The sequence below is a fragment of the Oenococcus oeni DSM 20252 = AWRIB129 genome, assembly GCF_000372485.1.
Classification (GTDB): domain Bacteria; phylum Bacillota; class Bacilli; order Lactobacillales; family Lactobacillaceae; genus Oenococcus; species Oenococcus oeni.
In genome coordinates, this window is sequence record NZ_AQVA01000001.1 from 59,141 (window position 1) to 84,064 (window position 24,924).

26 protein-coding genes, 1 pseudogene and 1 riboswitch are annotated in these 24,924 nt (G+C 37.5%); of the genes and pseudogenes, 16 read left to right on the top strand and 11 right to left on the bottom strand.

What is annotated here, in order from left to right; genetic code table 11:
• Positions 1-75: 75 nt before the first annotated feature.
• Positions 76-774 (bottom strand): DUF4811 domain-containing protein, encoded by a 699-nt coding sequence (locus A3G9_RS0100290; protein WP_002821628.1) that lies wholly within the window; start codon positions 772-774, stop codon positions 76-78.
• Positions 771-2,210: an MDR family MFS transporter gene (locus A3G9_RS0100295; protein WP_002821629.1), complete on the bottom strand. Its 1,440-nt coding sequence runs from the start codon at positions 2,208-2,210 to the stop codon at positions 771-773. The genes A3G9_RS0100290 and A3G9_RS0100295 overlap by 4 nt, the downstream gene beginning before the upstream one ends.
• A gap of 93 nt (positions 2,211-2,303) precedes the next feature.
• On the opposite strand from A3G9_RS0100295, the gene A3G9_RS0100300 reads away from it, so the two are divergent.
• On the top strand, positions 2,304-2,897 hold the full coding sequence (locus A3G9_RS0100300) for a TetR/AcrR family transcriptional regulator (protein ID WP_002819515.1): 594 nt from the start codon (positions 2,304-2,306) through the stop codon (positions 2,895-2,897).
• 205 nt (positions 2,898-3,102) lie between these two features.
• On the opposite strand, the gene A3G9_RS0100305 is transcribed toward A3G9_RS0100300, so the two are convergent.
• The 3 genes from A3G9_RS0100305 to A3G9_RS0100315 all read right to left on the bottom strand — a co-directional run bounded on the left by A3G9_RS0100305 (position 3,103) and on the right by A3G9_RS0100315 (position 5,623).
• Positions 3,103-3,510 carry a DUF3224 domain-containing protein gene (locus A3G9_RS0100305; RefSeq protein ID WP_002821630.1) on the bottom strand — a complete coding sequence of 136 codons (408 nt, stop codon included), beginning with the start codon at positions 3,508-3,510 and terminating at the stop codon, positions 3,103-3,105.
• Positions 3,511-3,776: 266 nt separating this feature from the next.
• Positions 3,777-4,139 (bottom strand): hypothetical protein, encoded by a 363-nt coding sequence (locus A3G9_RS0100310; protein WP_002821631.1) that lies wholly within the window; start codon positions 4,137-4,139, stop codon positions 3,777-3,779.
• A gap of 107 nt (positions 4,140-4,246) precedes the next feature.
• Positions 4,247-5,623 carry a sugar porter family MFS transporter gene (locus tag A3G9_RS0100315; protein ID WP_002821632.1) on the bottom strand — a complete coding sequence of 459 codons (1,377 nt, stop codon included), beginning with the start codon at positions 5,621-5,623 and terminating at the stop codon, positions 4,247-4,249.
• Between the two features lie 370 nt (positions 5,624-5,993).
• Here A3G9_RS0100315 and A3G9_RS0100320 point away from each other — a divergent pair, with 370 nt between their 5' ends.
• The gene (locus tag A3G9_RS0100320; RefSeq protein WP_002821633.1) at positions 5,994-7,388 is read left to right on the top strand and encodes a sugar porter family MFS transporter; all 1,395 of its coding nucleotides are present in this window, start codon (positions 5,994-5,996) and stop codon (positions 7,386-7,388) included.
• A gap of 64 nt (positions 7,389-7,452) precedes the next feature.
• Here the strand turns inward: A3G9_RS0100320 and A3G9_RS0100325 are convergent, their stop codons facing one another.
• Positions 7,453-8,013 carry an ECF transporter S component gene (locus tag A3G9_RS0100325; protein ID WP_002821634.1) on the bottom strand — a complete coding sequence of 187 codons (561 nt, stop codon included), beginning with the start codon at positions 8,011-8,013 and terminating at the stop codon, positions 7,453-7,455.
• 233 nt (positions 8,014-8,246) lie between these two features.
• Positions 8,247-8,378, bottom strand: a riboswitch (FMN riboswitch).
• Positions 8,379-8,577: 199 nt separating this feature from the next.
• Here A3G9_RS0100325 and A3G9_RS01000000109315 point away from each other — a divergent pair.
• The 6 genes and pseudogenes from A3G9_RS01000000109315 to A3G9_RS0100360 all read left to right on the top strand — a co-directional run bounded on the left by A3G9_RS01000000109315 (position 8,578) and on the right by A3G9_RS0100360 (position 14,356).
• Positions 8,578-9,914: pseudogene (locus tag A3G9_RS01000000109315) on the top strand (ammonium transporter).
• A gap of 277 nt (positions 9,915-10,191) precedes the next feature.
• Entirely contained in the window at positions 10,192-10,527 is a 336-nt protein-coding gene (locus A3G9_RS01000000109320; protein ID WP_236608179.1) for a YbaK/EbsC family protein, read from the top strand.
• Between the two features lie 27 nt (positions 10,528-10,554).
• Entirely contained in the window at positions 10,555-10,797 is a 243-nt protein-coding gene (locus tag A3G9_RS0100340; protein ID WP_002819501.1) for a single-stranded DNA-binding protein, read from the top strand.
• Positions 10,798-10,930: 133 nt separating this feature from the next.
• Positions 10,931-11,968 (top strand): diacylglycerol kinase family lipid kinase, encoded by a 1,038-nt coding sequence (locus tag A3G9_RS0100345; RefSeq protein ID WP_002821636.1) that lies wholly within the window; start codon positions 10,931-10,933, stop codon positions 11,966-11,968.
• Complete coding sequence (gene rlmD / locus A3G9_RS0100350) at positions 11,965-13,341, top strand: 23S rRNA (uracil(1939)-C(5))-methyltransferase RlmD (protein ID WP_002821637.1); 1,377 nt, start codon at positions 11,965-11,967, stop codon at positions 13,339-13,341. The genes A3G9_RS0100345 and rlmD overlap by 4 nt, the downstream gene beginning before the upstream one ends.
• A 76-nt stretch (positions 13,342-13,417) precedes the next feature.
• Positions 13,418-14,356, top strand: coding sequence for a nucleoside hydrolase (locus tag A3G9_RS0100360; RefSeq protein WP_002819498.1), 939 nt, complete (start codon positions 13,418-13,420; stop codon positions 14,354-14,356).
• Between the two features lie 102 nt (positions 14,357-14,458).
• On the opposite strand, the gene A3G9_RS0100365 is transcribed toward A3G9_RS0100360, so the two are convergent.
• The 5 genes from A3G9_RS0100365 to A3G9_RS0100385 all read right to left on the bottom strand — a co-directional run bounded on the left by A3G9_RS0100365 (position 14,459) and on the right by A3G9_RS0100385 (position 19,384).
• Complete coding sequence (locus A3G9_RS0100365) at positions 14,459-15,394, bottom strand: phosphoglycerate dehydrogenase (RefSeq protein ID WP_002821638.1); 936 nt, start codon at positions 15,392-15,394, stop codon at positions 14,459-14,461.
• 15 nt (positions 15,395-15,409) lie between these two features.
• Positions 15,410-16,192 carry a glucose 1-dehydrogenase gene (locus A3G9_RS0100370; RefSeq protein WP_002821639.1) on the bottom strand — a complete coding sequence of 261 codons (783 nt, stop codon included), beginning with the start codon at positions 16,190-16,192 and terminating at the stop codon, positions 15,410-15,412.
• An 18-nt stretch (positions 16,193-16,210) separates the two neighbouring features.
• Positions 16,211-17,500 carry a hypothetical protein gene (locus A3G9_RS0100375; protein WP_002821640.1) on the bottom strand — a complete coding sequence of 430 codons (1,290 nt, stop codon included), beginning with the start codon at positions 17,498-17,500 and terminating at the stop codon, positions 16,211-16,213.
• Positions 17,497-18,258, bottom strand: coding sequence for a sugar phosphate isomerase/epimerase family protein (locus A3G9_RS0100380; protein WP_002821641.1), 762 nt, complete (start codon positions 18,256-18,258; stop codon positions 17,497-17,499). Before A3G9_RS0100380 ends, A3G9_RS0100375 begins: the two co-directional genes overlap by 4 nt.
• Positions 18,259-18,376: 118 nt before the next feature.
• Entirely contained in the window at positions 18,377-19,384 is a 1,008-nt protein-coding gene (locus A3G9_RS0100385) for a LacI family DNA-binding transcriptional regulator (protein WP_002821642.1), read from the bottom strand.
• A 455-nt stretch (positions 19,385-19,839) separates the two neighbouring features.
• Here A3G9_RS0100385 and A3G9_RS0100390 point away from each other — a divergent pair, with 455 nt between their 5' ends.
• The 8 genes from A3G9_RS0100390 (at position 19,840) to A3G9_RS0100425 (ending at position 24,923) form a co-directional block, all read left to right on the top strand.
• Positions 19,840-20,490 (top strand): amino acid ABC transporter permease, encoded by a 651-nt coding sequence (locus A3G9_RS0100390; protein ID WP_002821644.1) that lies wholly within the window; start codon positions 19,840-19,842, stop codon positions 20,488-20,490.
• Positions 20,490-21,131 (top strand): amino acid ABC transporter ATP-binding protein, encoded by a 642-nt coding sequence (locus A3G9_RS0100395; RefSeq protein WP_002819488.1) that lies wholly within the window; start codon positions 20,490-20,492, stop codon positions 21,129-21,131. Before A3G9_RS0100390 ends, A3G9_RS0100395 begins: the two co-directional genes overlap by 1 nt.
• On the top strand, positions 21,128-21,976 hold the full coding sequence (locus A3G9_RS0100400) for an amino acid ABC transporter substrate-binding protein (protein ID WP_002821645.1): 849 nt from the start codon (positions 21,128-21,130) through the stop codon (positions 21,974-21,976). The genes A3G9_RS0100395 and A3G9_RS0100400 overlap by 4 nt, the downstream gene beginning before the upstream one ends.
• Positions 21,977-21,991: 15 nt before the next feature.
• Positions 21,992-22,450 carry a tRNA (adenosine(37)-N6)-threonylcarbamoyltransferase complex ATPase subunit type 1 TsaE gene (gene tsaE, locus A3G9_RS0100405; RefSeq protein WP_002819485.1) on the top strand — a complete coding sequence of 153 codons (459 nt, stop codon included), beginning with the start codon at positions 21,992-21,994 and terminating at the stop codon, positions 22,448-22,450.
• Positions 22,447-22,980: a 3'-5' exonuclease gene (locus A3G9_RS0100410; protein ID WP_002821646.1), complete on the top strand. Its 534-nt coding sequence runs from the start codon at positions 22,447-22,449 to the stop codon at positions 22,978-22,980. The genes tsaE and A3G9_RS0100410 overlap by 4 nt, the downstream gene beginning before the upstream one ends.
• An 8-nt stretch (positions 22,981-22,988) precedes the next feature.
• Positions 22,989-23,552 (top strand): peptidoglycan recognition protein family protein, encoded by a 564-nt coding sequence (locus A3G9_RS01000000109325; RefSeq protein ID WP_002821647.1) that lies wholly within the window; start codon positions 22,989-22,991, stop codon positions 23,550-23,552.
• A 15-nt stretch (positions 23,553-23,567) separates the two neighbouring features.
• Positions 23,568-23,714 carry a hypothetical protein gene (locus A3G9_RS1000000110200; protein ID WP_002819482.1) on the top strand — a complete coding sequence of 49 codons (147 nt, stop codon included), beginning with the start codon at positions 23,568-23,570 and terminating at the stop codon, positions 23,712-23,714.
• A 78-nt stretch (positions 23,715-23,792) separates the two neighbouring features.
• Positions 23,793-24,923, top strand: a complete 1,131-nt coding sequence (locus A3G9_RS0100425) for a hypothetical protein (RefSeq protein ID WP_002819481.1) — start codon at positions 23,793-23,795, stop codon at positions 24,921-24,923.
• Position 24,924 lies beyond the last annotated feature (1 nt).

Here is a 24,924-nt window from a genome sequence, read left to right on the forward strand (position 1 = left end):
TTACTTCGCGTAATTTATATTTTTCTGTTGAAACTCTTAAATTTAAAAATAAAGAAATTCTAAAAAACTATCTGTTCAGTTTTTAGAATATTTGACTAATGTTTTTTTAGTATATTTTTTCAGTAACTCGTTTTCTTCTCTTTGAATGGCTGATTTATTAGTAGCTTCTTTGGGATGCTCTTGCAAATAGTCCTTCAATTGTTTTGAGACCGTTTTTTTCGTATTTTTCTTAATATCTTTTCCTGCTTTAACTAGATTTGTTTTAGAAATTACGAACCAATTGCGGGGAAGAACGAAACTAACGGTATTTTTTTTAATTTGATGATTGTTGATTATTCCGGCAAAAAGTATTTGATCGGCTTTATTTGTGTAACGGTATTGACTAACTGATTTAATTCTTGAAGCGTTTTTTTGAGATTGATTGATAAGCAGCTTAACAGTTATACCGTTTGAATAGGTTGTTTGGCTTTTATGCGATTGAGTACTGCCTTTGTAGACATAAATTTGTTTTTGTTCCTTGCCTTGGTTGATGTTTTGATAAACCAAAATGTGATTTGATCCTGGAAAATTAACCAATGGATAAATAGTTTTTTTAGAACTCATTACCTTTAATTCTGTTCCCCAGTGATAATGTGTATCGGCGATCAACAAAGTTTGGGAGGCTAATAAAGTAATTATTAAAATGGCTCCAATAGTTATTCGGTGTGGAATGTTTCCTAATAAAGCTAATAGAATAATTCCAATAATACAGATTAAACTGATAATAATTATCATCGGTCTGCTCCTTTTACAATGTTTTTGTTTTCTTGTTTTTTTAGGTCTTTATGATGGGACAGGAACCAAGCTGGAATAGCAGCCGCCGCCGTTATTGCAATTGACCAGATAAAAGCCATGTGATAGGCATTCGACAGATTTGAAACTGTTGGTACTAGTCCGTTTGTTTGACTCTGAATAACTGTTGCTAAAATTGCCGATCCAAAAGCGCCTCCGACATTTTGTAATGTCCTGGTTGCTGTGGTGGCTTCGGGAACCTGCTCAGCTGCTATGCCGCTATAGGAATCGGACATAACTGGAATCGTTAATCCACCTTGGCCAATCCCACGAAAGAAAAGCATCAGCCAAATTAAATATTTACTGGTATTATCATCAAAGAAAGCAAAAGGCAGAGTGCTTAATACTGCAATAACAACGGAGACCAGAACAACCCAACGAGTTCCAATACGATCGGTTAGTTTGCCTATTTGGGTCCTCGACACCAACAAACCAACTCCCTGAAAAATTAAGTAGGTTCCTGACCAGACAACGCTTAAGCCACGAACATTTTGCAAATACAGAGGCAGAAGAAACATGGCACCATTAACCGTGATTCCAGACATTAAAAGAATCACTGTAGCTCCTGAAAAGTTAATTGATTTAAACAAACTTAGACTAACTAATGCATGTTTGGAGAACTTTTGTGCGTAAATAACATAAGCAACTAGTAAATCAATTCCGATAAATAGTGGTATTAGAACGTTTGCAGACGATAGATTGCCATAATTACTGAATTTAACAATACCTAGAATTAAAGAAGAGAACATTCCTCCTAATATCAGAAAACCAATCCAGTCAAAACTTTTACCATATTTTTTAGAAGCAGGAAATTTTGGCATGAGCCAAATTACTAAAGCAATCGAAACGGCAACGATTGGAATATTAACATAAAAAATCCAGCGCCAGTTTAATTGATCAATAATATATCCACCAATCGTTGGTCCTAATATAGGTATTAATACGGCGGGCAAACCCACGATAGCCATCAAACTTCCCAAATTTTTCCCACCTGCTGCGCGAACAATCAATGTCGATAACAAGGAAACAACTATTCCTGATCCAGCACCTTGAATTAATCGACCAATGATTAAAATATCAATATTTGAAGCAATTCCGGAAAATATCGAACCGATTAAAAACAAAATAATGCCGGCTATATAAAGATTTTTTCCACTGAATCTATCTGAAGCCCAGCCCGTAAAAAGAACGGTAATACCAAGGGAAAGTATATAGCCAGTCGTGACCCATTGGACGACGTGGACAGAACTGTTTAAATCATTCATAATGGTGTTAATTGCTACGTTAGTCATAGTTGTGTCAAGCATTGGTGCGATAGCGCCTAATATTAAGATAAAGGCAATTTTGACAATCTCGTGACGATTATTTTCTTTGTTCATTATTACAACCTCATTTACTTTATTACTTAAGGTACTTAAGTACCTTAAGTAATATAACTCATTGTTTTTAAGAATACAAGGAGGAGTTTTCAGATGGAAACACAAAAACAAACTCGTCGTCGTGGTGAGAAATTAGAAAATACGATTCTAACTGCAGCTTGGGATCAATTAAATAAAGTTGGTTATAAAGATTTAACCATTACAGAGATTGCTAGTTTAGCCGGTACGAACAAAACAACTATTTATAGGCGTTGGCCAAACAAATCTTTGCTTGTAGTTAGTGCTTTTTCTAAGTTCGTACCCAGACCAAAAATGCACATTCCCAATAGCGGAAATTTGCGTGACGATCTTGTTAAACTATTTGAACAGTTGGTAAATCAGTTAGAATTCTTAACTAGCGGAAAATTCGAGGGATTGCTGCTTGACCGTTTACGTGACACGTCTATCGATAAGGTTTTTGGAAGAGTGGACGAAAATAACGCCCTACAAAAATTTATTGTAATTATTCTTCAAAGGGCAGAGAAACGCGGAGAATTAAAAATCAATCAGCTATCTCAAAGAGTTTTAGAACTTCCGTTTTTATTATTATTGAATGAAGTAATTTCAACTCGCGGAATAGTGCCTAAAGAATCTCTCACAGAAATTGTCGATAAAATACTGTTACCGGTTTTTTTGAGGTCAAATTAAAATAACGATAATTAAATATTAAATCTTTATGTTCCGGATTATAATCGCGGAATAAAGCAGTTTTAGTTGCTTTTGCGGTGTTTTAAACAGTTGATCAGTTCATATAACCACACGTTTTTTATTAAAGAGGAATTAATTATTTTCCAAAAAGATTATTATAACGAGTTGGATTTCGGTCAAGTTTTCCGTTGAATTTACTATTTTTTCAATCCTGATCACTAAGTTTGAAATCAAGCAAAAGTTCGCTTGATTTACCTTGGAAATTATATTTATAAGTTCCATCCAAACCCTTTAATTGTTCGGTCGCATTAACTATTTGAGCGTTAATATTCAGTCTTCCTTCTTCAAAGGTGCCGTTTTCACAAGCGGTAAAAGTTCCTTCCCTGTTTTTGTAAATTCCTTTAAAGTGAAAAAAACCAGAAACCCTGGCCTCTGCCTGTTGGCCATCAACGTCCTCTTCAAGATAATAAAGGAGATACTGCAGGTAGGCAATCCCCTCTAAAATGCCGGAAATTTTATACTCTACTTCAACTGTATGGACCGGAAAAAGATCTGTTTCGTTTTCGATTGCCTTCTCTTCCCATTTAGTGACTTTAAAATCTGATTTTTCCATTAATGAACCTCTTGGTTTGATTTTTTGTTATCGAGATTTCTAGTGTCGGGCATAAAAACGCAAAACTCACGATAGAAATTATTTTATGTTCAGTATCGCAATCGTAAGTAAATATAACTTTATTTTTTGATTTTGTAAGCCTTCATTTTGGTTGAGGAAAATATCTTATTAAACGAAACAACTAATGTTTATCTAAACGCTTACAAATGTTTATTTTATCATTGAAGATTTAAATCAGATTAAAGCGATAAAAAATTGAGCTCAAATCAGTCGGGTCTCATTTGCTCGGCTAAAGTGCTTAACTCTCTCAATTGCTTCAATAATTGGTCAATCTTGGCCTGCTTTTCAATACTTAAATAGACTGACGACCCTTCCAAAGAGCCCTTTAATGTATAAAGTTGATTCCGGAAGTTTAATAGTTCTTGTTTTTGAATCGTTCGATTTTTTTGGAGCTGTTTGAGTGTTTGATAACAAACTTGTGCGGCATCTTCTATAGAAGACCGATGATTATTCTTATTAATAATTTTTTGATCGGGGCTTGACGACCGAATGGGAAATTGTTGTCGAAAAGCATTAGCAAAACTTATAAGTCCTTGATCCAGTTTTATAAGTATCTGTTGGTTGTCCATAGCTTAAGTGTAGAGAGTTCGACTAATTATCGCATGTTTACATATAAATTAAATATAAAAAATGATTGAACCGTTTAAAGTTCAATCATTTAATCGTTTATTGATTTTCAGTTTTTCTTTGGCAGCGGCTTACGACGCATATCCATTTCAATTTGCTCAAGTGATTTTCCTCTGGTTTCTGGAACGAGATAGATCACGAAGAATATTGAAAGAATGGCAAAGAAAGTGAAGATTGCAAACGGCCCACCGACATTGTAATGGAAAGTTGCCAATAATACGAGAAAGAATTGAGAAACAATAAAGTTTGCAATCCAGTTAGCAGCTGATCCTATCGATGTGCCGACTCCACGAATATTCAATGGGAAGATTTCACCAATCATTAACCAGCAAATTGGTCCCCAGGAAACGGCAAAACCAAAGATATATATCGCAATGAGAATCATTGTCGGAATGGCCGCTTGTTTAACACTGAGAGTAAAGTTAAGCACGGACAAAATTCCAATTGATACTGCCATTACAATCGATCCAAACAAGAGGATTGTGCGACGGTTAAATTTGTCCATGATATTGTATGCCAAAACGGTACACAGAAAATTAACAACACCAATGCCGACTGAGATCCAGATAGCATTGCCTGCTTGAAAGCCGAATCCTTTAATAAAGACCTGTGGCAAAAAGTAGATAACGGAATTAATACCAACCAATTGTTGTAAAAGCATCAGTCCAATCGCAACAATGACGGCTGGACGGGCAAAAGTAAAAAGTTCTTTAAAACCGCCTTTGGGCTGATTGGAAACTTTTTTAATATCTGCTAGTTCCTTATCAGGATCTTCGTTGGTTTTTTCACGCAAGTGGTGAAGGACACTTCGAGCTTCATCGATTCTTCCTTTTTCTACCAGATAACGTGGTGATTCCGGTAGGACAATCGAACCTATGAATAAAATTAAAGCCGGTATTAATGCCGATCCGAGCATCCAACGCCAATCACGAAGCCCTAACAAATTATGACCCAGGAAGCCGAGATTAGAAACATATGCCAATAAAATACCAAGGGTAATCATTAGCTGGAACATGCTTCCTAATGATCCTCTATGTGGGGCATCAGCTAATTCGGCCAAGTAAGCCGGAGTTAAGGCTGAAGCGGATCCCACGGCAAAACCCAGAATGATACGAGCGATAACCATTGAAACAAAACCGACAGCCGACATTGATAGCCCAGATCCGATTAAGAATAAAACCGAGGCCAGAATTAACAATTTTTTACGACCGAGCTTGTCGGATAAAGAACCAATAGACAGGGCCCCAATCGATGATCCGATCAAAACAGAAGATGTAATGAAGCCAGTTTGTTCGATATTTAGACTGAAATCACTTTCGATTAAAGATGATGCACCGGAAATAATCCCAGTATCAAAACCGAAGAGCAAACCTCCCAAGGCACCAAAAACAAAAATAAAAAATATATTTAAATGATGTGCTTTCAAAATAATTCCTTTCCATAATTAGTTAATTAATTGCAAACCATAAAAAGCTCAACAGTTTTTAAGTGTAAACCCTTGCATTAAAAAAATCAAGTAACTAATAATTCCCAAAATTGATTTTAAAAGAATTCGGAAACAAACGATTTATTTGAATACTTATTTTTAAAAGCAAAATTTTTGGCAAGAAAAAAGGTCAATCGGTGAAATTTCATTGGCTGTTTTGAATAGCTAATTGCAATAACTACTTATAGAAGTTCATTATTAATTGACAAAGTATTAAATAGGTTTTAGTGTTGATTTTAAAAGCAGTATTAATGCTTCAATTGTTTTTTTATTTATCGTATTACGTTTTTGATTTTTTAAAGGAGGGATATTGAAACAAGCTATTGAGACAATTCCAGCGAATAAAAAATTAAAATATATAAAGAAAATTGCCATTTTAGCCACTTTTGGAGCTTTTTTGTTCGGTTACGATACGGGAGTCATTAATGGCTCTCTTTCTTTTATGGCTCGAGGAGATGAGCTTAATCTCTCTCCGTTTATGGAGGGACTGGTCACCAGCTCTTTGTTATTTGGAGCGGCAATTGGGGCCATTATTTGGGGCCGTTTGGCTGATAGATACGGTCGTAAATCAATTTTACGTGTCTTGGCGATAATTTTCTTTTTTTCTACACTTGGTTCTTCTATCGCACCGAATTCATACGTTTTGATTATTGGCAGATTGTTTATGGGTCTAGCAGTTGGCGGAGTTGCCGGAATTGTGCCGGTCTATTTGGGAGAAATGGCACCATCCAATATTCGTGGAAGCCTGGTATGCCAAGATCAAATGATGATTGTTTTAGGACAATTACTGGCTTATGTCATGAATGGCATTTTGGGAAACGCCTTTAATGTTTCCTATATCTGGCGTTTTATGATTGCACTGGCAGCGATTCCTGCGATTATCCTCTGGATAGGGACTTATATTATTCCCGAGACGCCCCGTTGGTTGGCAATCGAGAAAAAAAGTGATCAGGCTTTAGTCGTTCTTAGAAATACCAGAGACGATAAAACTGCTGATCAGGATTTAAAGCATATTGAACAAAACATTAAAAAAGAAAGTTCAAGAGGGCATGCGAGCCTGCACGATTTTCACACTCCTTGGATTAAAAGAATTTTAATTATTGGAATTACGATTGCGGTAATGCAACAACTGGCCGGTATCAATATCATGATGTATTATGGAACGACCATTTTGGAAAAAACGGGTTTCAGCACGAAGGCAGCTTTGATTGCCAATATCGGTAACGGAGTTCTATCTGTTTTGGGTACCACTATATATATGTTCTTCCTTGCTAACCGAATTAAACGTCGACTTGCTTGGATTGGCGGCTTCTGTTTCACGACGACTATATTAGCTGCCATTGCGATTTTGAGTCACTATGCTGCTGGACTTTCGATTTTGCCTTATATTGTTATCACCTGTACGATGCTGTTTGTCTTTGTTGATCAAATGACTCTTGGACCGGTTTGCTGGCTGCTTTTATCCGAGATTTTTCCATTGCATGTGCGTGGATTGGGGGTCGGAATTGCGACTTTCGGCATGTGGATAATGGACTTCGGCGTTGGCTTCTTTTTCCCGATTTTAATTGAGATCTTTGGTTTATCAAATACTTTTTGGATTTTTGCCGTGATCGGTGTGATTTGCATAATTATTTCTTTCTTTATTATTCCAGAAACATCTGGAAGAAGCTTGGAACAGTTGGAAGATTCATTCCGTCGTTCATAATTTCCAATTAAATCCTAAACTGATCTCTTATTTTTGTTACTCGACACATGTGTATATCATTCGATCATAATTGTTTGGGGAAAATTTTCTCAAAAATTTTCTCAATTGGATAATAAACGAATCCCCAAACCAGTCCTTCTATTAAATTGAAGGGAAGCACCATTAATAGTATGTATTTCCCCAGACCGATTATTTTACCGATGTTATAGTTCATAAATTCAGCATATAAAGGTAAAGCGAAGAAAATATTGGCAAATATTTCAACTAATGTTAGAACAATAGTCGAGGCAATAATCGCTAACCAAACGTTCTTCCTTCTTAGGTAACTAAGAATCAGCATATAAACAATGACAGCAACAATATTAATCGGTAAACCAATCCAAGTTATAACTCCCTGATTTAATAGAATCAAATGCAGGACCGATCTAAGCAAAACACCAAGTAGTCCGTATCTAATGCCGAAAAAATGAGCCAATAGAAGCAAGGGAATAATCGAGAGTTCCAGTTTTAAAAAACTCGCTCCTGGAATAATCGGCACTTGTGGAAAAATCATTAAGATAAAGCTGACAGCCGAGAAGAGAACGGTAATCATTAAGATTCTAAGTTTTTTTCTGCTTTCAATCATGTTTTATTTTTCAACCTTTCATTAAATATCGGAGATGGTATTGAAATTTATCATCTCTTTTTGCATCGCGATATTTATTAACCAAAAAAATAAATTCATAAATCGATTTCTTTTTCTATTTAAATTAGCCAATAAAAAAAGCTCCATAAATATGGGGCTTAACTGATGACGCTTCAAACAAAATCTCATAATTCAGTGTAATGAAATTTACACTGAATCTATGAAATATTCGTCTATTTCTTCTCCCATCCAGACTATACTGTCGGTCCCAGAGTTTCACTGGGTCAACCGCTTGCGCGGGTCACGGACTTCAACAAAATGTTGTTACCGTCGGTTGGGAATCACACCCTGCCCCGAAGAATTTATTTAATTATCTTAATCGCAGAATAATTATACTACCTAAAAGTTTAAAAGAAGCAAAAAGATTGTGATTTATTTGGTAAATTCTGGCAGGCAAAGAATAATTACTTTTTAAGTGACTGTTATTAAAAAATAGAAATCATTGTTATATTAGTTAACACAAAACTGCCAAAAAGTTGTCATAAGTTATACATTATTGAAATAATGAGTACGGCAAATACAACTTTTTTAATTTTATCGAGTGTTTTAGTTTTGTTTATGACACCTGGATTGGCTTTCTTTTATGGCGGACTTGGCTCAAAGAAAAATGTTGTCAATACAATGATGTCGGTCTTTGTCATGTGTGGACTTGCAGTTGTTCTTTGGGTGATTTGCGGTTATTCGCTATCTTTCGTCGGTGATTTCGGCGGTGTTTTTGGAAGTCTCAGTGCCCTTTTGTTACATGGGGTGAAATTAACCGCTCTGACATCGACAAAAATTCCAACCAGTTTATATTTAATTTTTCAAATGATGTTCGCTGTAATCACACCGGCTTTATTTGTTGGAGCAGTAGTTGGCAGGATTCGTTTTAAATTTTTACTGTTTTTTGGTCAATTTTTATTTATTATCCGTTAGTGCATATGGTTTGGGCAAACGGATTTTTGGCCAAAATGGGAGTAATTGATTTTGCCGGAGGAACTGTTGTTCATATTGATGCTGGTGTAACCGCCCTGGTTCTGGCTTATTTTCTTGGACCACGTATCGGTTATCGCAAGGGTAAACAAGAAGGACATTACAGTCTTCCTTGGGCACTTTTGGGGACGACGATTCTTTGGATCGGTTGGTATGGTTTTAATGCCGGTTCTGCTTTAGCAGCCAACCAAATTGCTGTGCAGGCCGTGTTGACCACAACGGTCGCGACAGCTTGTTCAATGATTACCTGGATGCTGATTGAAATGTCTTTAAAAGGTAAAGCGACTTTGGCAGGGATATGTAACGGAACCCTGTGCGGATTAGTTGGAATTACACCGGCTACCGGTTATGTAACTGTAGCCGGATCTTTTTGGATTGGAATATTAGCGGCTGTTGCCAGTTACTTTTTTGTCAATTTTCTCAAAGCCAGAATTGGCATTGATGATGCTTTGGACGCTTTTGGCTGCCATGGGGTTTGTGGAATAGTTGGCAGTATTTTAACCGGTTTGTTTGCCAGTCGGGCGGTTAATTCTTCGATAAGTATTAATGGATTATTTTATGGCGGCGGATTTAAATTATTTGCTGTTCAGTTATTTGCAACGCTTTTTTCAGTTATCTTCACGGCTCTAATCTGTTTTTTAATAATAAAGTTTCTCAAATTATTCATGAAAATGCGGGTCGATGTTAAAGAAGAACAAAAAGGGCTTGATTTTGGGGAACATGGTGAAAATGTTGATTATGTGATTTCATTGACATTAGAAGCTTATCAATTCGAAGATCAGAAAAAAGAATTTTTTCAGGATGAACCTAATAATCTAAAAGAAGTATCTAAAAATTCGAAAGATACTTTGAATTCAACAATAAGTTAGTTTTTAAAAAGAGATAGCTTGTTTGATTGAACTCTAATTATGAGAAGTAAAAAAAGCGCATAATTTGCGCTCTTTTTTTATTTAGTTTTCCTGATTAGTATTAAGATTATTTTAATAATTATTAATTGATTAGAGGCAATCATGACTGTAGAAAGAGTGAGGAAATATTTTGAACAGTTCGCTTTAAACGATCGAATCAAGATGTTTACCAGGCCGACAGCAACCGTCGATCAGGCGGCGGAAACTTTACGTTCAAGCTGATCAAATTGCTAAGACGCTGGCTTTCTCATTTGAAGATCGATCCTTTGTGGTAGTCACAAGCGGCATGACCAGAATTTCCAATCAAAAATTTAAAAAAGTCTTTAACCAAAGGCCGAGGATGCTTCCTCACGATCAGGTAGAAACGATGACCGGTTACCGAATTGGTGGTGTTTGCCCTTTTGCTTTGAACGATGGGGTAAAGGTTTATTTGGATTATTCTTTAAAAAAACATGATTTACTTTACCCGGCCGCCGGCGATCTCAATGCTGCTATCCGTTTATCTTTGGACGAGTTGGAAAAATATTCTCGAGCAGCTGGCTGGGTTGATGTTGAAAAAGAAATAGCCAAATAGTTTTAGGCGTGTAGGGGGGTACTTTAAATGAAGGAAGAACTTACAGATATTTTTAAGATAATCGACTCCAAATTGGAGAAATTGTACTCTGAAACAAGTTTTTCTTTACCTGATTTGTACGGCGAAGATCAGTGGAGAAAAATCTATATTGGCGATCGTGTCATGGCTGGCAACCTCTTCTTGCGAAAAGTTAATCAGGGCTTTTATAATGATATTCAGGTTTTGCCGAAAAAGGATCGCAAAAATCGTACTTTATATTTTAAGTCCTGAACCAAACAACTTAAATAATTATTAAATTGGATAAAGAGTTGACAAGGACGTGGCGACTTTTAATTTTGAATTAGTTTTACAATCGCTTATAAGCCAGTCGGCATGTTGATTTGATAGCCTATAATAAATTTATATGAAACGTGCCCGTATTGTTTATAATCCATCCTCTGGTCGTGAAGCGATTCAACGAGATTTACTAAAAATAATGAAAGTTTACGAGCGTGCCGGCTATGAAACTTCTGTTTATGAGACAACCCCAAAAGCATTTTCAGCCCGCGATGAAGCAAAGCGTGCTGCCCAAGCCGGTTTTGATTTGATTGTAGCCGCTGGAGGCGACGGAACTGTCAATGAAGTTGTCAACGGTATTTCCCCTTTAAAAAAGCGTCCTTTGATGGCGGTGATTCCTTCGGGAACGACTAATGATTACGCTCGTGCTTTAAAAATACCCCGCGATGATTTGGTCGAAGCTGCTAAAGTTATTAATAAACACGAGACACTTAAAATGGATATCGGTGAAATCACTTCCGGTAATTCTCGTCTTAACTATTTTATGAATATTGGGGCACTTGGCACTTTATCTGAATTAACATATGAAGTTCCTTCGATGTTGAAAACTCTGTATGGATATTTGGCTTATATTACCAAGGGTGCCGAACTGATCACACGCATTCAATCGGTTCCTGTTCGGATAACTTATGATGAAGGAAAATTCGAGGGACAGGTCAGTCTTATTTTATTAGCCTTGACGAATTCAGTTGGCGGTTTTGAAAAAATTGTTCCTGATGCCAAACTTGATGATGGAAAATTTTCCTTATTAATTGTTGCAAAGTCTAATATTGCTCAACTTTTTAATTTAATTACGAAGGCTTTAAATAACGGTTCCCACATTAAAGACAAATTAATAACTTACATTAAAACAAGTAAGGTCAAAGTCGAACCTTTATCTAACGATAAAATGAAAGTTAATCTTGACGGTGAATTCGGTGGCGTTGCTCCAATGACTTTTAAAAATTTGCAGCGGCATATTGAATTTATCTCGGTCACCTCAAGAATGAAACCAGGTTCAAGAACGAGAGCTCAAACTGCAGATGAGGTAATGGCTAAGAAAGCCGAAGAAGAGTTCAAAACAGCTTCTAAAGAAATTAAGAAAAAGGCGGGAGTGGATAAGTGAGCAAAAAAACTTATTCAAAATTAGTTAAGAATCAAGAATTAACCGGAGATGTAATTGATCTAACTTTTGAGGGATTAGGTGTTGTCAAAGTCGACGATTTTCCGGTTTTTATTGTTAATTCACTTCCTGGAGAACGAATTAAGTTTGCAATCACCCGAGTTTTAAATTCCTATGCATTTGGACGAGTGCTTGAAATTATTAAGGAATCTCCAGATCGGGTTCGAGCCGATCACCCGGAAATGATTGCTAGTGGCATCGCTCCGCTGGTAAATTTGTCCTACCCGGCTCAGCTGGAGTTTAAACGCAAACAAATTCGTCAATTGTTTCATAAAGTTGGTATCGATGATCTTGAGATATTGCCGACGTTGGGGATGAAGAACCCGACTCATTATCGAAATAAAACAGTAGTTCCGGTAAAATTTCAAGCAGGGAAGTTGGTGACCGGCTTTTACCGCCGTGGTTCTCACAAGCTGGTTCCGATTGAAGATTATTATTTAAATGATCCGAAAATTGATGTTGTTGTTGGAATTGCTCGGGATGTTTTGAATGATTTTCACATTTCCGCCTATAATGAAATTTCCCGGGAGGGAATTGTGCGTTACCTGATGGTTCGCCATGGTTATCATAGTGGCCAGACAATGCTGGCGGTAGTGGCAACAAAAAAACATTTGCCGCATGAAAAAGAAATTATTAAAGAAATTAACCAAAGAATTCCGGATTTAACCAGTTTTTTATTGAACTACAATCCCAAACAGACAAATGTTCAACTAGGGCTGGATAATCGTGTTTTATCCGGTCAACAGGTTATTCATGATACTTTGCTGGGACTTGATTTTGAAATCGGTATCAATTCTTTTTATCAGGTCAACCCGCAGACGACTGCTGTTTTGTATACAAAGGCAGCCGAATTGGCCGGATTGAAGAGTAACCAATTGGTAATCGATGCTTATTCGGGAATCGGAACAATTGGTCTTTCGATTGCCAGACAAGTTAGAAAAGTTATTGGTGTCGAGGTTGTTGTTCCGGCCGTTGAAGATGCCAAAAAAAATATGTTGGCTAATCGAATTGAAAACGCCGAATATATTGCTGCCGATGCAGCAGAACAATTTATTAAATGGGCCGATGCCGGTGTCAAACCGGATGTAGTTTTTGTTGATCCGCCAAGAAAGGGCCTGACTAGCGATTTAATTCAATCATTAGGCGTGATGGCACCATTGAAATTCGTTTACATTTCTTGCAATCCTGCTACACTTGCTCGCGATGCTGTTTTGATCAAAGAACAGGGATATCGAATTTCCAAAGCGGTTTTACCAATTGACCAATTTCCACAGACGATGCATGTTGAATCGATTACTGTTTTTGAAAAAGAATAAGAATCTGTTTCAAAATAAAGATTTTCAACACCATTTTGATAATCTTAGAATAATTGGTTTTCAGAGGAGAGATTAGATGAAAAACGTGTATTTTAATCATGATGGCGGTGTTGACGACTTGGTGTCTCTTTTGCTTTTGTTGCAGATGGACAACATTAAGATCACCGGAGTTGGCGTAATGGGTGCAGACTCATACTTGGAGCCGGCTTTGTCAGCCACAAGGAAGATAATCGACCGTTTTGGCAACGGGATCGAACTCGCACCGGCGGCTTCGAATTCGCGTGCGGCTCATCCGTTTCCAAAAGATTGGCGAATGGATGCTTTTTCGTTTGATGCTTTTCCGATTTTAAACGAGAGCGGTAAGATTAAAACTCCGGTTGCTGTTAATCCGGCCCATCTCGATTTGATTGAAAAGTTAAAATCCGAGTCGGGGAAAACCACTTTAATTATGACCAGTCCGCTAAGCGATTTGGCTCGGGCAATCAAAAGTGATCCGACGATTGTCGATAGGATTGAAGAATTGTACTGGATGGGCGGCACGATGGATAATCGTGGCAATGTGGCCGAGCCGGAACAAGATGGAACGATTGAGTGGAACGCCTATTGGGATCCGGAGGCTGTCAAAATCGTTTGGGATACCAAGATTCCAATTCATATGGTTGGTTTGGAAAGTACCCGCCAGGTCCCGTTAACTCGATCTGTAAGACAGCATTGGGCACTTGAACGTCAATACCCGATTATTGATTTGATTGGCCAGGGTTATGCTTTGGTGCCGCCATTGGAGCACTTTGAAACCAATTCAACCTATTTTATGTGGGATGTTTTGACAACGCTATACAGCCAGTTTTTGGATGTTGCGGAAACAAAACGAGTTCTTAGCGATGTTTCTATTGCTGGAGAATCTGCAGGCCGAACATTTGAAAGTGAAAACGGTCGACCGGTAACACTTGTTACAAAGGTTAACCATGATCGTTTTTTTGCTTTGATTGATGAACTTGGTAAAAAGAATAGTTGATTGGTAATAACTAAAAAACTCGGTTATTGTGGCTGCTGGAGGCAGAAAGCTAATAATCGAGTCTTTTTATAAACTTTAAAATCTTTTAATGAGATAAAAAAGTTATTTAATTTTGTTTACTGCCCATTTAGGTTTTTCACCCGAAAGGACTCTAACGACTTCACTGGCGGAATCGACTGCCATCCGCTCCATGCATTCTTTTGTGTTTGAAGCAATATGCGGTGTTAAAAGAACATTGTCGAGTTTATAAAATTCACTTGTTAACGGTAACGGTTCTTCGTCAAAGACATCCAAGGCCGCTCCGTTAATTTGCTTTGTTTTTAAGGCATCAATCAAGGCTTGTTCATCTACGAGAGCTCCACGGCCCAAATTAATCAGTGAGGCGCTTTTTTTCATCATTTCCAATTCTCGTTTTCCAAATCCATGAATAGTTTGATCGGTGACTGCCAGATGAAGAGTAATCACATCTGATTGACTTATCAAAATGTCGCGATCAACCAGTTTACCGATTTTTGTTTCTTTAACGAAGGGATCGAAAATTAAAACATCCATTCCCAAAGCATTAGCTTTTTCTGCAACTTGTCTGCCAATACGTCCGTATCCCATTACACCGATCTTTTTATGAGATAAATAAAAACCCATATGATCAAGTTTGTAGGCAAAATTTCCTTGACGCATTTCGTCTGATATTTTAGTGAGGTTCTTTGATAAATCCAAAATTTCGGCGATTGTCGTTTCGGCAACTGTTGAAGCATTGGCCATTGGCGTAATTGTGACGTATACGCCATGTTCACCGGCGAATTTTTCATCAACGTTATCAAACCCTACTCCATGTCGAGCAATTATTTTTAAATTTGTAAATTTTGTCAGTGTTTGATTATCGAAAGGATCGGTCATCAAGACAATTCCGTCAGCGTCTTTGCCGACTTTTAAAATTGTTTCCTGTTTATCATCAGGGGCCTCGATTAATTCGAAATCATGTTCGCTTAAATAATTTTTACCTGCTTTTGATAATGCTTTTGGTACAACAACTTTCATTTTCAATTCTCCTTTTTATCTTAATAAATAGCCACCATCAACCGGCAGAGTAACGCCGGTGATATAGTCTGATGCCGAACTGGACAAGAAAACTATAGCTCCCATCAGTTCTGATGGATCTGCCCAGTGATCAGCCGGAATATGGCTGAGGATTTCAGTGTTCCTTTCTTTGTCGTCACGCAAAGCTTGCGTCATTGGTGTATTGATATATCCGGGAGCCAGTGCATTAACTTGGATATTTTCCGCTGCCAGTGCGTCGGCATAAGCCTTTGTTAGACCGACTACGCCGTGTTTGCTGGCAGTGTAAGGGAAAATAAATTTGCCGGCACGATAGGACTGCATTGAAGCAATATTAATAATTTTGCCTGATTTTTGTTCGGCCATTGCTTTTGCAACGGCATGCGACAAAAAATACAATGCGTTCAAGTTTAAATTAATTACTGCCTGCCAGTCTTCATCTTTAAATTCCTGCCATTTATTTCTTTTTTGTAGTCCGGCGTTATTAATCAAAATATCTATATGACCAAATGTTTCCTTTGCTTTTGCAACAATCTCTTTTGGAGCATTCTGATCGGTAATATCCTTTTTCAAAAATTCAATTTTTTGGCCGGTATTTTTAACCAAATCACTTGTCTCTTTCCAGCCTTTTTCACTATGACTGACAACAAGCACATTAGCTCCGGATTTCATCAAAGCCCGAGTATAATATTGGCCAAGTCCGGAAGCACCACCAGTAATAATCGCGTTTTTATTATCTAAACGAAACCAATTTGTATTAAAATTATCAACATTTTTCATTTGTATCCTCCTAAATATTCAGTTAAACATTACAACCGCAAGCAATAAATTTAAAGCGCATGTTCCCCAAGCCCAAGGTACGCCAGTCACCAAGAACTTTTTCGGGTCTAGCTTCGTGTATTCTAAAGCCCACAGATTCCAAGACTGGGTAACACAAGCCGAAACAGCCATTGAAACCGCCGGGACGATTATCAGCGCAAAACCAAAATATTGATTAAAAAATCCGGTTCCGGCGATTACGGCTGCCGTTGCCGAACCTGCTCCCCAGACCATTAATGGTCCTCGAAACAAAGCCAGCGGAGCCAATATAGCAAAAGCAATTGCAATTATTAAAGGGCTGTGGGGAATTATGTTGTGCAGGATTGCACTGAAACGGGCTGTATTTTTGACAGCCGCAGCACTGAACATTGTCAAAATAAACAGCATTACCAATAAGCCGGAAATATCCGATACGGATTTGTTTATTGTGCTGTTAATTAATTTCAAACAGTGCCGGTAGGAAACCATGTTTCCGGTTAATAGAAGCGCCAGAATGATTGAAAGAAGCAGAGCCGGAATCGGTTGCCAGCCGAAGGCCAAATTCATAAAGACAGGCATGATTGGAATAAAATAACTGTAAATAGGCGCTGATTTTTTATCTAAAATATCATCACCATTTTTATTTTTTTCCTCGACGATTTCTTCGTTGGCATGAATTAGTTTTGCATGAACGAGAATGAAAATAACTACGACCAACATTTGAACAATCATTGCCGCGAAACCATAACCTAAATATTTGCTTCCATACAGGACTTTTGGGAAAAATAATTGAATTTGTTTGATGATTACGATATTGACATACATTGGCGCTCCGACTGATAAAACAAAGGCTGCGACAGAAACGTTCTTAGCCAAGCCTAGCGATTCCAAAATAGGCAACAGGATAACGCCAACAGCTATTACAGCGCCGACGCCGTAGGAACTTGTAAAGATAAAAGCAGTCACTATGCAAACCAGGATTGCCGCAACAATCGGATGTTTATGGCTGACACGAATTGTTTGTTCACTGATCGATCCGGCGATTTGGGTGTCGACGAGCACACGACCAAACCAAGAACCGAAAATTATTACAACAATTGTCGAACCATAATCAAGTGCCGGCTGGGAAAAAATATCATTAATCGCGACTTTATAAGAAATACCGCCAATGATAGTCCAAAGAAGCGCCATGAAGAAAAAGCCAATCATGATATTGCCACCCCGCATTACGAAATAAATGAAGGCAAAAAAGGTTAGTAGTAAAAGAATTCCAATGATTAAATTTGTCATCTTAATCGCCGCTTTTCCAGATATTCTTCAAGACTTTTGATATCTTTTTTTAAATTTTCAATCGAATCGACCGGATATTCTAAAGCAATCGGCAATGTTCCATCAAAATTGTCAAGTAACTTTTTCCAGTCCAGCTTGCCATCGTCGATTGGAACTGTCTTGGTTTGTTGATTTTCAATCGTGTAATTTTTTAGATGAATATAACGAGTATAGGGAAGCAGTATTTTACTTGAAGAGACGGTATCTTGTTTTGTAAAAATCCAATTACCCAAATCGTTTACAAAGCCAATATTTAAATCGGCTTTTTTTGCAGCGCCGAGAAAAATAACAATTTTTTCTGCCGATCCGCTCAATTTTGTTTGATCGTTTTCAACATTCAACTGAATGCTTTTTGGAACAATTGTTCCAAGCTCCTGTCCCAAATTTCCTCGGTAACCGTCGAATTCGCCAACATTCAATTTCACATAACTGGCCCCGAATAGGGACGCTTCAGCGAAGTATTGAAGTAATTTTGGGTTAATTTGGCCGGATTTGAAAATTACATCGGGAACTGAATAAAATAAGGTCAAACGTTTTCCCAATTTTGCACAATTAAGCGCCTCCATTTCCCTTAAATCGTCTGAAAAGTACTCTCGGCGAACTTCGATGTTCCAAATTCCTAATTTTGTCAATTGCTTAACGAGTTCAATTTGTGTCTTTCCAGCATTGTGCTTATGCTGTAACAGCAGGGTATTAGCGACTATTTGATTATTTTGCACGAAGAACCTCCTGATTTTTAATTTATAGCTTGCTCCTAGTTTATGAAAACGTTTTCCCTAAGGAGCCAAACAAAGATTACAACAGTTTTTTTCAACTGTCAATCTCTAAATATAAATTTCACAATGAATGCCCGACCATCAATTGGCTTTTTACAGTGATTACACTTGCCTGCGTTTCCGATTCCTGAATTTCTTCCAAGAGCTTATTAGATGCTGTTGAACCTATTAATTTTGGATTCTGCTGAATGGTTGTGATCAGGGGGTGCGTGAGTTTTGCCCACTCCCAATCATCAAAAGCCGCCAGTCCGACTTGGTCCGGAACACTTATATGCCTTTGAGTCAGGACTCTCATCAATCTTAGTAAGAGAGGTCCCTTTAGGGCATAGATGGCAGTTTTTATTTTAAAATTGTTTGTTCTGTTTTTTAGTGAAACAAAAATATCGTCATCGGAACTTGTTACTTTGATTTCGATTAGACCCAAATTAAAAGAATGGTTTTTTTGCAAATCATCGAGAGCCTTATACCGGTCTTGGCGGGCTGTGTTTTCGTCAATTTTTTCACTGAGAATTAAAATTTGCGGATATTGCATTTGGAGCATTAGTTCACCGAGTTTTTTGGAACATTCATAATTATCTGTGACAATTTCCGGCCAGATTTCCGGCTCTATTTTCCGATCGACGATTACAGTCGGAACATTTTGTTTTTTTAAGAATTCATAGTCGACGGCCAGTTGCCCCATCGGCTGAAGGATTATACCGTCCACCTGCAGCTCCAAGAGGCGTTCGATTTGTCTTTGCTCCTTTAGCTGCGAGTTGTTGGAATTCATGAGAATAATTTGAAAACCAATGTCGGATAGAACTTGGTCGGCACCTTTAAAAAGTAGAGATGAAAAAAAATTCTCGACATCTGCTACGACAACGCCAATTAAATGACTGTTTTGTCTTTTCAACATTTGAGCCTGGCGGTTAACGTGGTAGTCGACATCCTTAATGGCCTGCTGAATTTTTTGTCGCGTTTTCGCTGACATTTTGCCGTATTTTCCGTTCACATATCTTGAGACGGTCGTAATCGAAACTCTGGCAACTTCAGCAACATCGTTGATTGTCGCTCTTTTATTGTTTTTCATGTTCTTCCATTCAGTTAATCCTATCCTTATTATTTTGAATCATTTTTGTGCAGATTAATATAGTACATGATATAAAATTTCATAAATTAGCTGTAATTAGCTGTGAAAACCATTCCAAAAATCTTTTGAAATATTTTTATTAAAAACGGTTGACAAATTATTCCAGTCAGAGTACCCTACTAATCAATCAAATAAATAAAACAACGAACAGAAGAGTAACTTGTTTGAGATGCAAAGAGAGCTGACAACGCTGAAAAGCCAGCCATTGATTCAAGCGAACCACACCTGCGAGTGCAGCCGAAATACTGCCGGGTCACCGTTATCGTCAAGAGTCATTGACTCGCTGAGGTTAACTAAGTAATTAGTTGGCATTAAGAGGTGGAACCGCGCAAAACGCCCTCTCAATCTTTATTGATTGAGGGCGTTTTTTTATTTATTTGAAGAAGGAGGGATTAATGCATTACATTTTTTCAATTTTACCGGATATTTTGAGCGGCTTGAATATTACTGTGGGTCTGTTCTTTTTAACTTTGATTGGCGCCACGCCACTTGGGATTTTAATGGCTCTTGGAATGCGATCACAATTTTTTGTTCTTCGTTGGCTTTTAAATGCTTATGTCTGGGTAATTAGAGGTACTCCTTTGATGCTTCAATTGATGTTTGTCTATTTCGGACTCCCAATTGCAAGCAACAATGAAATTGTTTTTCCAAAAATGACCGCTGCCGTTGTTGTCTTTATTCTTAATTATTCTGGCTATTTTGCAGAAATATTCCGCGGCGGAATTCAAGCGATTCCCCAAGCCCAATACGATGCCGCTGGTGTTTTGGGGATTAATCGCCGACAAACCTTTCAAAAAATTATTTTGCCGCAAGTCTTTAAAATTGTCCTTCCTTCTTTTGGAAACGAGATTATTAATTTGATTAAGGATACTTCTTTGGGATATGTCATCAGTCTGGTGGATATTTTATACATTGCTCAAGGACACGCTGTGGCGGACGTAACTTTGTTGCCTTATGTAATCGTGGCAGCAATTTATTTAATATTCACGGCCCTCGCAACTTTAATTATGAAACGGATTGAATTTAATTATCGGGAGTGGAAATAGTGCTTAAAATCGAAAATCTAACAAAAAGTTACGAGAATAAAGTTGTCTTTAAGGAGCTGAATTTAGAAATCAACGATGGAGAGGTTTTGAGTATTGTTGGCCCTTCAGGAATTGGAAAAACAACTTTATTAAAAATTATTGCCGGTCTTTGCGGAGCTGATTCTGGAAAAATGGTCATTGACGGACAGAAAATCAATGTTACTGAAAAAAATCAAAACGCTTTAATCGGAGTAATTTTTCAGGATTTCAATCTTTTCCCACAATATACCGTCTTGGGCAATATCACTCTTGCTCCTCGAATTGTTAAAAATATCGAGACTGATCAAGCGAATTCAAAAGCCAAAAAAATTTTGGATGAACTTGGAATCGAAGATAAGGCTGATTTGTACCCTTATCAATTATCAGGCGGTCAGAAGCAGCGGGTAGCCATTGCCAGAGCTTTGGCAATGGAACCAAAAATTCTTGCTTACGACGAACCGACTTCGGCTTTGGATGAATTTTCGACTGGTCAGGTTGTCGAAGTTATCAAAGAATTAAAAAAAAGAGAGGTTACGCAGATGGTCATTACTCATGACATGCCATTTGCTAAAAAAATTTCTGATCGAATATTTGATTTTAAAAAGGAGATAGTAACAAAATGACTGCAAATGATAAGAAAAAGGCTTTTATAAATATCGGAATTATTGTTTTGATAATTGCCATTATTGCCGGAGGCTGGACATATTTTGCGAACAAAACCAAGACGAAGAGTTCCGATCATTGGTATCGAATTAAAAAGAGCAAAGAAATTAAAATTGGGCTTGATGATACTTTTATTCCAATGGGTTTTAGAAACAAGAGTGGCAAATTAATTGGTTTTGACGTTGATTTAGCGAATGCAACCTTCAAAAAACTTGGGATTAAGGTTGAGTGGGAACCAATTAATTGGTCAACCAAAGAGCAGCTTTTAAATGATGGACAAATCGATGCAATCTGGAATGGATATACAATTTCCGCAGCGCGGAAAAAGAAGGTGGCCTTTTCGATTCCCTATAAAAAAGGTACCCAGGTACTTGTCACTTTGTCAAAAGATAAAATTAATTCTTTTGCAGATATGAAAGGAAAAACTTTGGGTCTTCAAAACGGTTCGACAGCGCAAACCCAATTTCAACAATACAAAAATCTTCTAAAAAAATATGTTAAAGGAACTCCACAAAAATATGATACTTTCGACAAAGCTTTCATGGATTTGAAAGCCGGCCGTATTCAGGGAATTCTGGTTGATTCGATGTACGCCGGTTATTATGTTAAGCACTTATCAGATTCACAGGATTACAAAATCATATATGGTGGCTATCCTACCGACGAAAATGGTGTCGGTTTTAGAAAATCCGATGTAAAGTTGCGTGAAGAAGTAAATACTGTTTTGAAAAAATTCCAACAGAACGGCAAAATGAAATCCTTGCAGGAAAAATGGTTTGGAAAAGCTGACAGCGGATTGAAATAAGCTAAAATTTAATCGATGTTAACTTTTGAAAAACAATCTCTGTCCGATACAACAAAGCTTGCTCAGAATTTGGCGGCTTTTTTGTCGATTGGCGACCTTCTTTTGTTGTATGGCGATCTTGGAAGCGGGAAAACGGCCTTCACTCGTTCCCTGGTGCAGGCACTTGGGGCGGATAAAAATGTCATTGTTAACTCGCCGACTTTTACGATTCTTCAGCAATATAAGGGTCATGGTCTAGTTTTTCCAATCTACCATTTTGATGCTTACCGTCTAGAGAATATTGGCGCTGCCGATCAGGGGTTTGAGGACTATATCAACGGTGATGGTTTAACTATAATTGAATGGCCGCAATTCATGGCTGATATTCTTCCTGGTGAATATTTGAAAATCGAATTTGTTTACGACAAGGATAAGCGTGACATTACCATTTCGGCCAGTGGAGACCATTATAGGAAGCTTTTGGAGAAACTATGAATTTTTTGGCAATGGATTTTGAAACTGCCAGTAGTGAACCGTGGTCGGCGGTCTCATTAGGATTAACAATTGTTCGTGATAATCAAATTGCACAAAATTGGTATTCATTGATTAAACCGGAAACTTCTTTTTCTTATTGGAATACGGAAATTAATGGTTTGACTGCAGATGATGTCCTCGATTCACCGAAATTTACCGAGGTTTGGGCTGATATCAAGAATCTATATGACGATTATCCAGTTGTAGTCGGTCACAATGTTCGTTTTGACAACAACGTCTTAAAACAAACACTAAAATATTACGGCTTGAAAACCCCGCGTTATTTGAGCCTTGACACAGTTTCTCTTTCGCGAAAGTTCCAGCCGGGAATGGTTAATCACAAGCTTGATACGGTTGTTTCCGATTTGGGTCTTTTTTTGGAACATCATCATAATGCATCCGATGATGCCCAGGCGTCAGCCCAGATTCTTATCTATGAAATTGAACATTTCGGTGAAGAGCGAGTGAAAGATTTTGTTAAATTGGTTTAGGCGAAAAAATGGCATTAAAAATTACAACAAAATACATGATCAAAAATGATTGTTTTTTAAAGGGCGACCCTTTGCGACCAAGTGGAATAATGATTCATTCGACTGCTACACCGGGAATTATGGCCGACGATTGGTTCTCGATTTGGAACAAATCTTTTGCTCATGGACAAATGGACCGCGAAGTTGCCGTCCATGCTTTTGTTGATGATAAAGGCGTTTTTCAATATTTACCCTGGACCATGCGTGGCTGGCACGCCGGCGGAGCGGCAAATAATGATTGTATTGGGATCGAGACTTGCGAACCAGCTGGAATTGAGTATGCTGTAGGTAGCTTTAACTTGATTGCTTACGATCCAAAAAAGTTTGCCAGCTATTTTAATAAAGTATGGCAAAATGATATACAGCTTTCGGTTCAATTGTGTCGCCGCTTTCAAATTGACCCGGCAAAAATTATTAGCCATCGTGAAGGTTTTTGCTTGGCCTCGCGACTAATCACAAAGATCCGGAGCATTGGTGGAAATATTACGGAAAAACAATGGATGATTTTCGTCAACAAGTTAAAACTATATTAGATGCGGGTGAATGATATGGCAAAAAAGAAAAAAGAAAAATTTGAGTCGATTCGTACCTCTCATGTTGATGGGGATGATTTGGTCATGGATAGTCTTTTTGCAAAAATTAAATTAAGCGAGAAAAAAGAAGAGGAAAATGTCGAAAAAGAAAAGCAGGCATAAATAAACCCACTGGGACACAGTGGGTTTATTATTTATTACGATCCAAAAAAGTGCTTGAAATTCAGATAAAATGTAGGTATGAAGAACCCTTGGAAAATTATCTTATGGATTGTTGCCGTCTATTTGTTTTTCAACCTACTTGGGGCTCTGCTCGGAGTAGTTTTCTCTTTAATTGTGCCTTTAACCATTTTGTATATAATCTATCGCGGGGTAGTAAGACATAATCGGATTTCAAAGAGAATTGCCCGAAAAGTCAAGAATAAAACCGGTGTTTTGATATACAAACACGATTGGTGGAAACTTATAATTTCTTTTTTGGCGGCTCTGCCGCTCTACTGGTTTGCTCAAATTCAGACAAATTGGATTTCTTATACACTAATATTCACTTTTTGTCTGATTGCCGGATATTTTTTTATAACAGCTTTTCGGCGCTGGACCTACTTGAAAATTAGTGATTTTGGATTTGTTCGCGTTGACCACAAGTATTTTTTTCGTCACAAACTAATCTATGATTGGTCGAGAATTTATTATACCGAGGTTTCTACGGAGGGGTTAAATTATCAACTGTATGTTGCAACTCTTGACGGTTCTTTTACAATTAAACAAAACGATGTAAAAGGGATTGCAATTCCCGAATTAAAGAAAATTGTCGATTCGTATATTCGATCAAAAACGACAAAGAATGATTCCGATATTTTCCGGGAGAATGAGCAAAATGATAATTATAGCGGTACTGTTGGCGGAATAAATCATGTTGCCGATTCGGTCTTAGACGCGACCGATTCGATTCTAGCTACTGCTAAAAATAAGTTCGATGAATATTTAAACCAAACAAAGCTTGCCGACGAGGGAACTTCGATTGATTTAACACCGATTATCATTTTTAAGAAAAAAGGAAAAAGTAAACGACCTTTTGGTCAATTTACTGCCTATGGATTTGAATTTTCCAAACCCTTAATAATTTCAAAAAATGATACGAAAATTTTCCAAGTTCCTTGGAAAAATATAAGTGATATTAAAGTTGATGATTTAAAGCGTCCAAGCCAGTTAGAATTAAATTTGAAGCTAGTCAACGGATATGATTTAGATCTTTTGATTGCTGATAGCGAAAGTGGTCAGAAATTTATCAGTCTACTTGAAATCAAAAAATTATACCTGCGAGTTCAAACTTTAAAATCGCATAGCAAACATAAAAGTATGACCGTTTAGG